The following is a 16,204-nucleotide window of genomic DNA, read 5'->3' as shown; positions in this document are numbered from 1 at the left end:
CAACACGTAATTAATTGGACGTCTACAAATCAATTCAGATAAACCTCCGCATTTTCTCTATCCAGTTTCTCATACACAGAATTATTCGACTTAAACTCAGGTACCACCTGTTTCATCAGTCTCACCGTATCTTCAATCTTCACCGAGAGTGCCAACTCCGCCAGTTTATCATAAGAGGCAAGTATCTCATCCCGTTTGTATTCCCTCACTTTGGCTATACGTATTTTATAATGATCCGTCGGAATCGTATTCTCCTCATTACTCAAGACCTCTTCATAAAGCTTTTCACCGGGACGCAAACCGGTAAACTTTATTTTAATATCTTCACCCGGAATGTATCCTGCAAGGCGGATCATTTTCTCGGCCAAGTCTACAATCTTCACAGGTTCACCCATATCGAAAACAAATATCTGATTACCGGTACTCATTGTGGCTGCCTCCATCACCAAACGGCAGGCCTCGGGAATAGTCATAAAGAAACGGGTAATCCCGGGATCGGTGACGGTCACGGGGCCGCCTTCCTGTATCTGTTTTCTGAAATATGGAATCACACTGCCATTACTGCCAAGTACATTGCCAAACCGGGTAGTCACAAACTTCGTTTTTCCTTTCACCTGCCCATGTTCCATAGCAAGACCCAGACTTTGTACATAAATCTCAGCCAAGCGTTTGGAAGCTCCCATCACATTCGTCGGATTAACGGCCTTATCGGTGGAAATCATCACCATCTTCTCAACGCAATATTGTACACAGAAGTCGGCAACTAGACGGGAACCAACCACATTGACCCGGACCGCCTCACATGGATTCTCTTCCATCAAAGGAACATGTTTGTAGGCGGCCGCATGAAATACGACCTGTGGATGAAACCTCTCAAAAGCCATCTGAAGGCGTTCTTTCTGGCGGACATCACCTATGAAAGGAACAAATGTAAGATCGGGGAAAAAGCGTTCTAATTCCATACGGAGTTCGTGCATGGGAGTTTCAGCATTATCAAAAAGAACCAATTGCTTAATCCCGAAGGTAGCCAACTGGCGGCATAATTCACTACCGATACTACCGGCAGCTCCTGTCACCAGAATTGTTTTACCCGTAAAATTCTTAATAATTTCCAGCATGTTGATCTCTATCTCATCACGCCCCAATAAATCCTCTATCCGGATTTCTCTGATGACAGTTTTCTTCAAACCATCCCCCAAAACATCGATAGGCGGAGAAACATAGTTTTTCACATTATTATTCTGACAGAATTTCACCAGATGCCCCTGTTCCTTCTGAGCCTCTTCATACGAAGGAAAAATAATGCCATTAATATTGTACTTTTCTACAAAGCATACAAAGTTGGATTCATCTGCAAAATAATAGACCGGTGACTCTGACAAAGAGTAGGATTTGAGATTTTTATCCGGATTCACAAAACCGACTACATGAAAATGCTTACTCGTGTACATCCGTTTCTTGAGCGCAACGCTTTTATCACCGGTACCATATACCAACACTCTTGCTTTTCTGGAAGTAAACTGCAACACAGCAATATCATAGATCAAGATAAGCACTACGCGGGCACCCACTAAGATCCCTGTAGTTGTCAACAAATCGATAAAACAGCATACATACAGATACTTCTCCGGTAACCATGAACCAGTCAGAATGGCAACAATCAACAACGATAATTCTTTCAGCAGGATGGCTGTCTCAATTTTACCAACACTCTTTATCGATGCATGACGTATAATGTTTCTGCTGACTCTCAGAAAATGAAAAATAAGAAAACTGATGATACCCGAACAAACCGAGATGGTTATAATAACGTCTTTTTCAATATTAGTGATAAAACTATTAACAAAAAGCAAAGTGATACATGTGCCTGCGACAGACAACACCGTATCGGTAAACAAAACAGCCCGATAATTTACAAATCTCTTCTTTACAGATAGATTGTCAAAAATCTTAAAAATAATACTTTTCACAATATTTTTTTTTAATGTTAGCGTCCAATTTTGACGTATCCCATAAGGAAAGCTGCCAGAAGTCAGTTGTCCATTAAATAAATTCAAAAAAGGAGTTGGTTTTTAAAGTTTATCATTACCCAATCCAATAGTCATTGGAAGAAGATTCTCATAATCTCTACGTCCGTGAACTATTACTTGGAAAAATATTTTAAAGTATTGCAATACAGAAACACCCTGCATCTTGCAAGTAGATATGATCGTATGGTAGGCTGCCGATACTCTCACCATCTTGCCGCTGCCAAAGAACAAGGAGTTCTTACGCCCACCCGACAGGGGGCGTATGAATCGTTCGGCAATGGAGTTGTCGATCGTATAACAACCATCTTTGATGTAAGCAAAGAGTTGGGTCCAGAAGGTATTCAGGTGATTCAGAGCCTTCTCCATCAAGTCACCTCTTGGTGGATGTACATCGGACAACATTGCATCCAACTTGCTTCGTATTTTTATAATTATCTCTTTGGTCTTAAGATTCTGACGGCAAGCCTTAATCTGTCCGGAACTTAACTTGCCTTTCCATATTCGGCTTATTTTTATACCCATCGGCAGGATTAAAACCTTAAAAAGATCATCTTTGAAAATTTGTATATATTGTTACCATTTGATAATTTAATGACATTTGTCTCTTTAGTGAGAAACAACAGCTCCATTTCTTCGAAGTGTATCTTTTTAATGATGGTGATGTTTTACATTAATCATCATCAATCGCCCATCACTATATTTATTATCGTACAATCGCCTCCTTGATGCTCTCCACGATGTACCTCACATCATCGTCCGTCACATACGGACCTGTTGGCAGACAGAAACCGACTTTAAAGAGTTCTTCCTCTATACCATTGGTATATACAGGAGCATCTGCATATACTGGCTGCTTGTGCATTGGTTTCCATACTGGACGACACTCAACCTTCTTGCTGAGCATGAATACACGCATAGCCTCGACGTTATCGTTTGGTTGACAATCGGTTGTTGGTGAATCTACAGCATGGATGACACCAGCAGCACCACCGACTGCGGTCTTGATAACCTCCTTATAAGCGTTCTCCTGACCAACAACCTTCACCTCCGGATCGAGTACCATCGTGCAGAGCCAGTAGTTAGAATCATACTTAGGATCATTTGGCTGCCTGTTGATCTTTACACCTGGGATATCCTTTATCAAGTCCTCATAGAGAGCTTGAACATGCTTGTGGTGAGCGATGTGCTGATCGAGAACTGTCATCTGACCACGTCCGATACCAGCGCATACATTACTCATACGGTAGTTGAAACCGATGGCTGTGTGCTGATAGTATGGATATGCATCACGAGCTTGGGTTGCATACCACATGATAGTGTTAGCATCTTCTGTATTGCGGCAAATCAAAGCACCACCACCAGAAGTGGTGATCATCTTATTACCGTTGAATGAGAGTACACCATACTTACCAAAAGTACCAAGCACCTGACCATTGAAACGTGAACCCATACCCTCAGCAGCATCCTCAATAACAGGAATATCATACTTATCTGCGATAGCCAAAATCTTGTCAATTTGGTAAGGCATACCATAGAGAGCAACAGGGATAATTGCCTTAGGGTACTTACCCGTCTTTTCTTTACGGTCAATGATAGCCTTCTCAAGAAGTTTTGGATCCATATTCCATGTATCCTTCTCAGAACCAATGAAAACTGGCCTTGCACCCAGATATGTGATAGGGTGTGAAGAAGCACAGAATGTGAAGCTTTGTACACAAACTTCGTCACCAGCCTGAACCCCTACTGCAATCAGTGCCAAGTGAACAGCACCTGTACCTGCGCTAAGACATACAACTGCTGTGTCTTTCAATTTCGGGTTTAAATGCCAAGAAGCAGGATTTGCTTCAGGCCAACGAGAGCCTCCATAAACAGCACTCTCTGCATTACTTGTAACGAACCTACACAAGTCTTTTTCAAACGCATTGACATTAGGACCCATTGGAACAACCCAATTGGTATCAAAAGCCTCCTTTACATACTTTTGTTCCCATCCCTCCTCACTCATGTGAGCAAGACAGAGATAAATTGTTTTTCTTTCTTCCATTGAAAACATCCTCATATTAAATATCTTTAACGATCTAACCTATATTAAATCTTCTCTCCAGCGTACATCATATTCTTGCCCAAAACTGTACAAAGAATCATCTGTATGTCTTTGATGAATGAATAGTGATGATAATAATAGCAATTCAAACGTACTTTGTCCTTATACAGAACATTATCATTGTACTCGATAGCTATCTCTTGAGCTTCACGTTTATCACCTTCTGCCTGTTTCTTCGCCACATATTCGGAAATCATCTCATCCTCAAGACGATACTTTAATGTAGCTGGACCAGTTATTCCAGGACGAAGTTTCAATACATCACAATCATCACCTTCAAGCTTATCTGCATAACCTGGAACATCAGGACGAGGACCTACAAAGGACATGTTACCTATAAGAACATCCCATAATCCTGGTAGCTCATCTAACTTATAGTGGCGTAGTGTAGCACCGAATGGAGTGATACGACTATCACCAGCGACTGACACAGAACTACCATTATGCTTCACTGTCATGGAGCGAAACTTATGGCAGTTAAATAACTTACCACCTTTTCCCACACGTTTCTGAACAAAGAATACAGGACCACCAGGCATCTTCACCTTAACCATGATGGCAACAATTAGTAATAGTGGCCAGAGGAAGAATAGACCAATAAAAGCGACCAGTCGGTCGAATAACCATTTTAATATCATAACAAACTATTATTCTGGCAATATTTCCAAATACAATTCATTGTGATCCATCTTTTTCACCACCTTCACATTGCTGGCAGAAAGAGCAGAACGATATGATGCAACATTATCTTTGGATACAGTCTCAAATAATCTCAAACCAATGCCAAAACCAATATCGTTCATCATCTTATTCATGAGGGTGCCAAGGCCACTTCCTCGATGGGCAATATCTACCATTCTACCACGGAATCCCTTTCCATGGAAGAAACTGCGGATGAAGCAATATGCTGCTACAGTCTCTCCGTCCAAGAAAATGTATGCCAAGAAGGATTTATTCTTCTGAAGTTTCTTGATACTCTTTGAATCAAAACTATGTGGTTTGAAAAATGTATATGCTTCCTTTGGTTGCTTTGCAAAGAACTGAACTAGATTCTCAGTCGGAATGTTTGCCATTGGTACTATCTTCATTCTACTCTCTTTCTCGTACGTAGAATGAACAACACTCTCCAACGCCTTCAAGTTACCTTTAAATCTTAACGAGAATAAAATTGAATTCAATATATCAACAAGATCCCACAACCATGGCATCTTATCACGTAAAAAATGTGCTATTCTGTATAACATATTATCTTCTATTATATTCTTCAAGTGCTTTCTCTAGTAAATGTAATACACGCTTAAGATCATGTTTGCATAAGATATAAGCTAATCTATCTAATTGAGGATTGGAATAGAAACCTACAGCCAGTGCCATCATAACGCTTTCACTAATGCAGTGTATTTCTGGATCCAATCCAGTTTTTGTAGAAACAGGAGTGCATTCGTCTTGATATACAAATTCCTTTAAGCATCAAACACAAAATTTCTCAGCGTCATCAAGGGGTAATTTTGCTACCGTATAAAATGCTCCCATTGAAATTGGGGTGTAGCCTCCAGGAATCCTGTTTATACCATCAATTAATGTCTTTCTTCTTTCAGTGTACTCATCATAAACCTCACGTGACCTCAATTGATTCCTCTGCAATAATTTGACCAATTAATGGTGAACTTAAACGAGCCTAACAGAACTTCATTACTGCATTCTTAACAGCTTCGTTTTTTATTATCAAAGCACCTATTCTTATTCCATATTCGGAGTGACGCTTCGATACCGAGTCAATTAGCAAAACATTCTACTCAATATCCTCTAAGTGAGTACACCTCCTACCAGTTAACATCCTGTGGAATCTCAATCTTAGTATCAGGATGTAATTCAGATTTTATTAGAACTATAAAAACTTTCTGACTAGTGTTCATCATTTACATTATCTCATCATAGAAATCAAGAAGGCAAGATTTCACAAAGCCCTGCTCAAATCTAGATTCTATCATCGGACGGGCATTAGCAGACATCCTTGCATGAGCCTCGTTATCGTCAAGCATATTTTTCATTGCTTCATATAGGGCATCAGAATTCTTTGAAGGTATGATTATTCCATTCTTACCATTCTCGATAATTTCACGACTTCCATTAATATCTGTTACTATCGATGGTAACCCCATTGCTCCAGCCTCCATTACTGTATTAGGGAATCCTTCACGATAGCTTGGAAATACGAAGCAATCACTAGCTGCATAATATAGCAACAAAGTATCATCAAAAATAGGACCGACTGCTTCTATCTGAGGAGTATTATTAATTCGTTCCTTTGTCAATGTCGATATAGGATCAAGGTTATCTTCATAAGGACCCACCAATATCAAACGAACATTAGGACTATCTTTTAATAAGTGAATAAAAGCTTCAACAAGTTCATTAATTCCCTTATCGCCTACTATACGCCCGACAAAAACAAATGTAAACACACCTTCTTTTTTTATATTTAGGGCAGCCTCGACTACTTCTGAGCGTCGTGAAAATCTTTCCATATCCACCCCCCTAACATTACCATAACCAAGAACCTTCATAGGTTTCTTGGTTATGTAAGTTTGCAAATCATCCATTACCCCTTTACCTTCAGGTATTACATGTGTCGCACATGCACATGTAAGCCAATCCGTACCCATAAGAATTCTTCTTTTCGGTCCCACACTGGTAGGCCATACCAAACCTGTAAATGTATGAATTCTTCTTGGGACACGTGCGATCCATGCTGCAACCATACAGAGCATACCTGCTTTGGGAGTCATAGAGTGCACTATAAATGGCTTCTCTTTACGAAATACTTTAATGAGTTGAAGCAGTGATTTAAAATCATTCCAGAGGGAAATGTACCTTTCCATTGGAACTTCGATGCACTTTACACCCATTTCCGCTAATTCCGTTAATTCTGGACCAGGTGAAGTTAAAGAAATCACTTCATATCCTTTTGTCTGCAAATCTTTAACAATAGGTTTGAAAAATATTGTAGACATCGATACAGTTGCAGCACGAATAATTTTCTTCTTATCTTGCATATCAATTAGTTCGAGACTCCTAATTTCTACTTGCTCTATGCTTGTTGTACAACTTCAAAAGTTTAATGGTAAGAGGTAAACCTATTAGATTCTTCATCAGCTTAACCCGATGAACTTTGGGATTCAAATCGTAGTTCAAAAGCCATTTCAAAGATTTTAGACGCTCCATGTCCTTGTCTTTGATATTACTGTTTGCAAAGAGTATGCTCAGTTCATAAGCTAAAAACGAATAGATACCATTCTTTGCTTCCTCTGTTAGCGATCTCTTGGTTAACTTTTCAGTTTCGGTCTCAACAATATTCAACAAACTTTGAAAACTTCTATTTCCTGCAGAATTAGTAATAGATCCTGCAACATTCTGGCGATAAGCATAAACATACTGATTAATAAACATACATTTATTTGACTTATCTAGTACATTGATAAACCAAGGAATATCTTCTGCTATTTGTCCTTTCACGAAGAAAAGTTGATTATCCATCAAGAACTGTCTCTTTAAGAATTTCAGACAAGCACTCATTGGAAAAGTTCCCGATTTCACAAGCTCGCATGTTGCAATGTTCTTATTTGTTGTTTTTGAGAGTACCTCTGCATATTCCACCCAAGGAGAAAAGCGATTGGTATCCGGATAATAGTAATCACAATTAAATCCAATAAAATCCACTTCTGGATTTCCTTTAGACATTTTTACTAATTTCTCAAGGTCATCTTTATGCTGCCAGAAGTCATCACCATCTATAAATACGACATAATCACCCTGAGCGCGCTTAAGACCATAGTTTCGAGCATCAGACAATCCACCATTAGGCTTATGAAGCGCTTTTACTCGAACATCTTTCTTCGCCCATTCATCACACAATACCGGACTACCATCTGGTGATCCATCATCCACCAATAATATTTCAAAGTCTGTATATGTTTGAGCCAATACACTTTCGACACATTGCGATAAATATTGTTCTACTTTATATACAGGCACTATATATGATACTTTCATTATCTAAACGAATTAATAGTTTGCTTCAAAAGCCTGAAATAATCACGTAAATGTGCTTGAATACCATACTTCGCACTCAATGCATCAACAGGCATATTTAAGGAATCCTTATAATAGGTATCTCTTCCAACAGGTCTTCCTGATACATGAGAGAGATTATGGTTTCCCTCTACAGCTTCCTCAAGCAGACGTTCTTCATACTCAAGATCGGGACAATTATTAAGCAGGTCCAAAGCTTTCTCGTTGTTGACTAAAAGGCAAGAAATACCTTTATAAGTTGGATGGGTGAATGGAAACTTGTCACCTAATCCCCAATAGTCTGCTAACGTAATATCACTAACTCTCTCTGGATGAGCGTAAGCACACGAATAACAGGTCTCGCTGAACATTAAGCCACTGGTAAAAGCACGTAGATAGTAGGCTTTTGAGGGTGAAATAAGTCTTTTGGGGGAATTCCCATTCTTTGGAGATTCCAACTGACTAGACAGTTGGAATCCCCATCCCTTAGTGAAGCGGAAGTTGAAATACTTGCATTTGCCAGTCAATCCTATCTTATCAATGTAGGCATCGAAAGCTTTCTGAGATGGGACTCCATGACAAACCACATCAATAGTATAGAGGTTGTCGTATGTTTTATGTAAGAAGTTGTACAAACCTGCTACTTGACATGGTGTACCTGAAAAGAGGACTTTTCGGCCATTTACCAATTCCTTTCGGATTTGCTTATACGAATCACCCAAATAAGACTGAACATACTTCGAACCTTGAAGTAGAACTATATCGGCAGCCTTTTCCACTCCAAGATGACGTACTTTAAGATCCTCGCACATACTTGCACCATAGATAACACCTCCGTCTGCAATAATCTTTCTGGCAATTACAGAAAAGGCACCGCCTGATGAACTTCGCTCTCGATCTGTTAAATTCTTTGTCCAACAAGCGTATGTCTTGATAGGTTTCTGGTACGTAAACCGTGGCGTGATCCTATGACATGCCTTCATACATGCACCACACTCGACACAGTTATTTCTATCGATTTCTGGAACTACAAAACCGTCCTTTGCGGAAACCATTGAAATGCATCCCTTAGGGCATGTCGTCTGACAAGCATAACATTGGGTACAAACGTCAAATTTACAAAGTTCTATCTTACTCATCTTTTAGCGCGTTAATAAGGTATTGCTTGGAATTCTGGCGAAGAGTCTCCAATCGTTTCTGCTCATCATTCACATTATAAGTAAAACGAGACTTATCAGGGAACTCGTCAACAATAGAAAGTACTTGGTCCTCTAATCCCAAATTCTGCATTAAACTCATCTGGCGACTATCACTGGCATTTCTATCCTTTACAACAGTAAACACGGGTTTGCCATAATTTACAGCAAAGGCTGTTCCATGGAACGAGGTAGTGAGTATCATTTCTGCATCACGAACCAGAGCAAGGAATTCTTCAGGAGAAGCACCAACTCTATAATGTGTGTGAGGCATGAACATATGATGAGGTGGACGTGCCACTCTCACTATCTCATATCCTGTCTGTTTCTGCATATAAGCTGCTAACTTATCCACGTAGGGAAAAGCATTGAATGTATAATTGAGGAAGTAGCAAAGTATGTATTTCTTCTTGAACTGTCGTTCTGGAGCAGCTATCTGATTCCATTCTTTATTATTAAGAAGTAAGGTTGGATCTAAGACTACAGTGACATCCTTACCTGTTAACTTGTTGATGAGAGCAGCACCTGAATTTTCACGAACAGATATATGTTTATACCTGTTTAAAAGTTCTTTATACAGAGACTGTAGTTCTGAAGGAATCTCATTAGAACCGATACTAGCAGCATATGATATTTTCAAGGAATTATCTGGAGCAAAATGAAGCATAAATGCAGGATCTCCATTACAGTGACGAGGACTCCAAAGTTGATCACTGCCTGTAATATATATATCATATAAAGGACTGTTTTGTTTTAATGACTCGGGGGAAGAAAAGACCATCGAAGACAAGTTTTGATGATTCTGTACAAATGATGTAATCCCCCTGTGCTGGCGCATTAATGCTTTAGCAAAAAACACTTTAATCCATTTGGGTTCGTTAGGCTGAGAATCACTTACTGAAGAATATGGATTATTTTGGTGATAAGCATTAGGGAAATCATAATCAATGATCTCCACATGATACCCCATCTCCTCGCACACATTCTGCAGTGCATATGCTTGAAGCACTGAACCATAATTATTTATTTTATGAATTGTTATAATTCCTATTGATTTCATGCAGTATGACTATAGTATCTGTAAAAACCAAAGGTGACTATTGTAGAAACAGCACCACAAATTGGTAATAACATGGAAAAACTTTTTGACTTGGCATCACCAGAACAATTGAAAAATTTCAACCCCTCGACAGCTCCATCGTTTTGAAACTTACCAACATGAGACTTCTCTACAATAATATCCTTAGTATGATGCACATTTAAAAATGAAATATTTGTTTTCTGAATAGTGATTCTGCTAGTATTAAAAATACGCATTCTACCAACAGCACTATTGGAAACAACTATATTATTAACCAGTTTATAATAATTATCCTTTTTAAGCCAATTGGGAAGACATACAATATCACTCCCTTTATTATCATGTATATTACATTTATCAATTACAACATTCCATATTTTATCTCTGTTATTACACCAGGGTTCAATAACTAATCCCGAACTTGGAGCGGTATATGAAATAGAACCAGTATATGCAAATTCACTATTTCGTATTTTTATATTAGAGCCGGCTTCAAGACTCAATCCTTGCCTTCTATTATAGAGACATTTCACATGATCAATTACTATCTTATCACAATTAATAGTGGCCTCGCCACTAGCATCTATTCCTTCAATTATATCAATACCGTCTCCCCAAAATTTTAAGCAAGTGATATTTTTTAATGTTACATTAGTAGCGCCACCAAGTTTGATACCATGTCCCCATTCGCCAATATCACTTTTATGTCCTTCAATATCACCAAGGAAAATGCCACCATCAATTTTGACATTATTAACTTTACTAACCAAGACTAGGCTGTATTTTGAAAAGTTACAAGGTAACAATTGGATAGTAGCATCATTATGCCAATACGTGTTGGAAGGAAGAACGATCGGCGCAGATCCATCAACCGCAGAAGTAGCAAACGTACCACTCCCAATGTAAAGATGTGTAAGTTTTGGGCCTTTGCATAATGCAGTAAGTGCTCTAAACTCTTGTAGATTATCAACGTTTTTTTCTTTGAGACCAACCCAATCACCATATACAAATTTATGACACCAAGAACCTTGGATTTTAATATTTTGAAAAATACATTTCCTTTGCGCAATTACAGCTGTGAGGTTACCTGAGATTGTACCATTTAATAGGCAACCCTTCCCTTTAAAAATCAAGCTCGAATTAACAGGAATATCAATTATTTGCCCATTTAGATTGATAGAATCAGAAATAACATACTTACTCTTGGTAAAGACAAATTGGTCTTCTAGTTTTGCATTATTACTAACAATGATCGTCTTAGCTTGTGCAGAACAAGAAAAAAGAAATACTAACAAGGGAATCAAGTCCCTGCAACTAATAATTGAATGTAAATATCGCATTCTTGTTGGATGCTTGAAGGTTCACAATTAATGAATCTTGCTAATTGTCTTTAATGCGACAAGCCTAACAAAATAATAAGAAATAAACTTTAGTTTACTTATGGGTGATTTGCTGAATTTTACTGCTCTTAACAAGCAATCGTGCATATTCTTTTTAAAAGGGAATTGATTGGAAATACCACCGTTAGTCATATTTGTCAATATGATATCAGGAAACACAACAGGAACATTATTTTCAAAAGTTCTTAAACAGAAATCTACGTCAGCAGAAATATAATATCTATCATCGTACAAGCCCAGAGTGTCATAAATCGCTTTAGGCACCACTGTCGCTGGGTGGCAAATGCCCATCTTTAATTTCTTACATGCTTTTTCGTATATCTCAAATGAACTACCAAGAGGACTACTTATTACAGAACCACTATTAGCATCAACTATATTCATTCTGGCAGAAATAATACACTTTTTAAATTCAATAGATTTGCAAAAGTTATACAAATCCTGCAATGCACTGCCCGTAATATAATCATCAGAATTTACCAACCAAACATAATCACCATTAGCTTTTTGAATTCCCCGATTCATCGCGTCATATATTCCTTTATCCTTTTCTGAATATATACGTAACTTTCCATTGAATTTTTTCTCATACGATTTTACAATACCTACTGTATTATCACTAGAGCAACCATCTTGTATTATATATTCGTAATCGTCAAACTGCTGGTTCAAAATAGACTGCAAAGTACGTTCAATCGTCTTTTCTCCATTAAACACAACAGTTACAATAGAAATAAACATACTAAATAATACTTCTAAATTTGTTTATTATTGAATTTTCAAAGAACTCAGATGCCACATTACTATCAACAGTAGGAAGATTATTATTTTTAAAGTCCAGCAACATCTGTTCTATACCTTCTTCTATTGAAACAATAGATGTGTTATCAGAATAATAACCTACATTATACAAAGATACCATATCCCGCAACGTACCACTAGATGGACTTACACAGAATACAGGTTTATGAGTTTGCATCGCATCTACAAATTTGGTGGGCAAATAAATACCTTCTTCACACTGGGCTTCAATAATTAAAGAGACATCACATTGTGATATGTAACTGAGACTATCAGAGTAACTCATAGGTGGAATCAAACTTACTACATCCTCAAGCCCAAAGTGATTAATAATTTGATCCAAATTCTCATCATATCGTCCTACAAAAGAGCAGTGAATCTGCCCTCTGTCAAATGTTCTTTTAATTAATACACGAGAAAGAGCCTCCAAGAAAAGGCGTGGATCTCTAGGTTTTCCAACACTGCCACAATGAACAAGTTGCAAGACGGATGAATCCAACTTAGGCTTCTGGATAATTGGCAACAACTCAGAATAGGCCATATGAGGTATTACCATGGTCTTATCAGTCTTCACCAATGGGAAACATTTTAGTTGATATTTACGCAACCTCTCACTTGGGAAAGTATGAATATCAACCATTTCCTGAACTGCCTTAAAGATCCTGTCCTCAAAAAATGGTAACTTTGTATTACAACCTCTACCGTATGGTTTTGGGAACTTTTTGTCAGGAAATGGATCGTTCCAATTAGCATTCCATATGATGTCGTACTTACGCTTTAATAAAATAGCTGCCAAATCACAATATGTTGCTCGTGTTATCATAAGGTCATAATAAAAGCCTCTTTCTTTACGAACATTATCTTCTATAGATTTATAAATACTATATGGAATAGATATACCATTGTACCAGAATCCAGTCTTTAGCAAAATCCCTAAATTAAATAGAAGATTCTTAAAATTACTTTTAAAGCTATTAGCTCTTGAGAGTAGTACCTTGGAATTTCTCACAGGAAAAATTCTTAAATTCTTATGACTTCTCAGATAAGCGTCAATTAAATTATCCTCTGGATAGGTATCACGATCGTCACATGTATAGACATCTACTTTGTAACCAGCAGAAGCAAGGACATGCGCCACCTTAGAATTACAAATAGACTCGGATGACATAACAGGGAATGACTCTGGAGCTATAAACAAAATTCGTTTCATTTACTATTAAATATTGTATCCATCATATCAAGATACCTATTATACATTATTGATGCATTTCTTTGACATTTTATCTTGTCAAAACCAGCAATACACTCTACAACATAGGCTGGCTTAGGTAACTCTTTATTGTCTTTTACACTATAATAATTATCTAACAATCCGAATCGCTTAACTATCTGGTATGTCTTGCTTGACTCTGTAATAAGTCTTCCATTCTTTCTAAATCCATACAAATCAAGAGCAAAAATAGGAACTGCGTTGTGCAAAGACACCAAAATTGGATGCATTAATTCTCCAATATATCCAACCGAATTCTTTATAAACAGATACCAGTCTAATGGATCAATAGGAAATGGCATATTATACTCAAGGACGTTTTTAAATTGCATGGTTGTTTGAGGTAACCCAATGAGAGTAATACCAATCTCAGAAAAATGTTTCTCCAAGCCTTTTATCCATGCTTCTTCCTTAACAGAACTTGTAACAGAAAGAATTGCATACTTATTAGTTATGCCTAGGTATTTTTGAACGATATTTCGATTATTTGGACTTACATTGTTCTCAAAAGCAAATACTGGGTCTGGTGTGATAGGTACATCAATGTCCTTACCTATTAAGTAAGAGACCATCTGTTTTGTCCAAATATCACGAACAGAAACATAAGAGAATTGCTCCAAAGCTTTTACAAAACGTTTCTTCTCAAAGCCCAAGATAATTTTCTTATAATTCGTATTTTGAGCGGATGCCGACATTGCAACAAGCTTCACCTTTCGTTTTAATAACGGATAGAAGTCCCCCCAAAAAGGATTAGGACAGTCGAAATCAGATATCGGTTTGAAGTACCAAAGCCCTCTTCTACATATGCGAATTCTTTCTAAAATTGGAGTATAAGAAAAAACAGCATCACTTCCAATGATAACAATATCTATCTGTTTCTCGTCAACAACTCGTGCAATATCATATTTATCTTTACATACATCTGTTATATTATGGTAGTTTGAAATAGCGAATTGCTGATGAATACATAATTGTTCTTTACTTACCTTTCTTTCATAAACCTTCATTAAATCATCTGGAATCCAGTTTATGATTATGGGAGTATGACCAGCATTTTCCACATATTTATAGGTCGACAAGGTCTGCAAATTTGCACCAAAATTTGCAACCCAATGGTATGTTAGAATTCCTATTTTCATACACATTAAGTATTTGATGATGAATAAACTACAAAAGAAATAAATGCCATAAACAGTAAAAGATAATATGGATATATTAATATATGAGACACCATCGTATTAAGCATAAAGATGGTGCAACTTGCTGCAAAAGGAGCTGCATACATACTATGGTTTGCAATTAATGATTTCAAATATCTATATGCCATAAATAGAACTCTTAATAGTAATATAAAACCAATAATGCCAAAGTCATACAAACATTCGACAAAATCGTTATGAGCAGAAATACCGAACTTTGAGGTTTGCTCAACCATATTCCATCCATGCCCAAACAGCATACTAACCACATCTGAATTTGTAAATCGTAACAATGCTTCACTAATAGCTTCAGATCGACCACTTCCATTATCATCTTTGATATTTATAAAACGCTCTGACAAATGTTCAATTATTAAATTATCCGTTGAATTAAGAAAAGATACCACTAAAAATACTACAAACAATAATAGTAGCAGATATAGCATCTTTGAAGAGCCACCAGTAAGTTTGATGTTATTTACATAATAATAGACTAAAAGAGAAGCAAATACTGTAATAGTCCCACCTCTTTTGAATGAAGAAAGTACTGCAACAACTACTATAGAGATAAGTATCCATTTCAAATATTTTTTTTCAATACATAACAAAAAAGGTAAGAGATACAACAAAAAATAGGATGAATTATTTGAACTAGTATCCGACGCTGCAGCATGGACAATGTTGTAATTAATTAGGTATTGATAACTTAGTAAGAAAAATAATAATACTATCCCATGCAAAATATTTATTGACCTATGAACTCTAAGAAACCTCTGAACTACCATGAATGAAAGTAGAGGTAACCCTATGGCAAAGTATAGAATTCTTGATTGAAATGGTACAAATAAAGAAACAGATACCGACAATATATATACATATACCAGAAATGCAACTAATGAATTCTTTAGTCTTCTTCCTTCTTCAGATACTACCATAATCCCTCTCATAAAAAAAGTGCTAATACTCATCAATACAAATAGTATAAAGATAATAGTGGACGAAATTACTTCTTCTTCACCATAGAATACTGATGTAATTGCAACATTGGCTAA

Annotated in this window: 14 protein-coding genes and 1 pseudogene; all 15 read right to left on the bottom strand. The window is 37.1% G+C overall.

The window, feature by feature from the left end:
• Positions 1-29: 29 nt before the first annotated feature.
• Positions 30-1,970 (bottom strand): polysaccharide biosynthesis protein, encoded by a 1,941-nt coding sequence (locus tag VCM39_RS03535; RefSeq protein WP_413544825.1) that lies wholly within the window; start codon positions 1,968-1,970, stop codon positions 30-32.
• 102 nt (positions 1,971-2,072) lie between these two features.
• A complete protein-coding gene (locus tag VCM39_RS03530; protein ID WP_322933909.1) occupies positions 2,073-2,552 on the bottom strand; it encodes an IS66 family transposase in 480 nt (159 codons plus the stop codon).
• Positions 2,553-2,733: 181 nt separating this feature from the next.
• On the bottom strand, positions 2,734-4,074 hold the full coding sequence (locus VCM39_RS03525; RefSeq protein ID WP_322933910.1) for a DegT/DnrJ/EryC1/StrS family aminotransferase: 1,341 nt from the start codon (positions 4,072-4,074) through the stop codon (positions 2,734-2,736).
• Between the two features lie 44 nt (positions 4,075-4,118).
• Positions 4,119-4,772, bottom strand: coding sequence for a sugar transferase (locus VCM39_RS03520; RefSeq protein WP_321029010.1), 654 nt, complete (start codon positions 4,770-4,772; stop codon positions 4,119-4,121).
• A gap of 9 nt (positions 4,773-4,781) precedes the next feature.
• A complete protein-coding gene (locus VCM39_RS03515; RefSeq protein WP_321029011.1) occupies positions 4,782-5,378 on the bottom strand; it encodes a transcriptional regulator in 597 nt (198 codons plus the stop codon).
• 229 nt (positions 5,379-5,607) lie between these two features.
• Positions 5,608-5,947: pseudogene (locus VCM39_RS03510) on the bottom strand (aminotransferase class I/II-fold pyridoxal phosphate-dependent enzyme); the annotation flags it as partial.
• A 106-nt stretch (positions 5,948-6,053) separates the two neighbouring features.
• Positions 6,054-7,148 (bottom strand): glycosyltransferase family 4 protein, encoded by a 1,095-nt coding sequence (locus VCM39_RS03505; protein WP_413544840.1) that lies wholly within the window; start codon positions 7,146-7,148, stop codon positions 6,054-6,056.
• Between the two features lie 61 nt (positions 7,149-7,209).
• The gene (locus VCM39_RS03500) at positions 7,210-8,187 is read right to left on the bottom strand and encodes a glycosyltransferase family 2 protein (RefSeq protein ID WP_321029013.1); all 978 of its coding nucleotides are present in this window, start codon (positions 8,185-8,187) and stop codon (positions 7,210-7,212) included.
• Positions 8,187-9,260: a Coenzyme F420 hydrogenase/dehydrogenase, beta subunit C-terminal domain gene (locus tag VCM39_RS03495; RefSeq protein WP_413544824.1), complete on the bottom strand. Its 1,074-nt coding sequence runs from the start codon at positions 9,258-9,260 to the stop codon at positions 8,187-8,189. The genes VCM39_RS03500 and VCM39_RS03495 overlap by 1 nt, the downstream gene beginning before the upstream one ends.
• Positions 9,261-9,336: 76 nt before the next feature.
• Positions 9,337-10,461, bottom strand: coding sequence for a polysaccharide pyruvyl transferase family protein (locus VCM39_RS03490; RefSeq protein ID WP_322933912.1), 1,125 nt, complete (start codon positions 10,459-10,461; stop codon positions 9,337-9,339).
• Entirely contained in the window at positions 10,458-11,822 is a 1,365-nt protein-coding gene (locus VCM39_RS03485) for a right-handed parallel beta-helix repeat-containing protein (RefSeq protein WP_321029016.1), read from the bottom strand. Before VCM39_RS03485 ends, VCM39_RS03490 begins: the two co-directional genes overlap by 4 nt.
• 27 nt (positions 11,823-11,849) lie before the next feature.
• Complete coding sequence (locus tag VCM39_RS03480) at positions 11,850-12,623, bottom strand: glycosyltransferase family 2 protein (RefSeq protein WP_321029017.1); 774 nt, start codon at positions 12,621-12,623, stop codon at positions 11,850-11,852.
• Between the two features lies 1 nt (position 12,624).
• Positions 12,625-13,893 (bottom strand): glycosyltransferase, encoded by a 1,269-nt coding sequence (locus VCM39_RS03475; protein ID WP_322933913.1) that lies wholly within the window; start codon positions 13,891-13,893, stop codon positions 12,625-12,627.
• Positions 13,890-15,092 carry a polysaccharide pyruvyl transferase family protein gene (locus VCM39_RS03470; RefSeq protein WP_322933914.1) on the bottom strand — a complete coding sequence of 401 codons (1,203 nt, stop codon included), beginning with the start codon at positions 15,090-15,092 and terminating at the stop codon, positions 13,890-13,892. Before VCM39_RS03470 ends, VCM39_RS03475 begins: the two co-directional genes overlap by 4 nt.
• A 5-nt stretch (positions 15,093-15,097) precedes the next feature.
• Positions 15,098-16,099 carry an O-antigen ligase family protein gene (locus VCM39_RS03465; RefSeq protein ID WP_321029020.1) on the bottom strand — a complete coding sequence of 334 codons (1,002 nt, stop codon included), beginning with the start codon at positions 16,097-16,099 and terminating at the stop codon, positions 15,098-15,100.
• Between the last annotated feature and the right edge of the window lie 105 nt (positions 16,100-16,204).

Source organism: Bacteroides mucinivorans, assembly GCF_034654355.2.
Taxonomy (GTDB): domain Bacteria; phylum Bacteroidota; class Bacteroidia; order Bacteroidales; family Bacteroidaceae; genus Bacteroides; species Bacteroides nordii.
The sequence above is the reverse complement of the archived record's forward strand: the minus strand, read 5'-3'. Positions and strand labels throughout refer to the sequence as shown.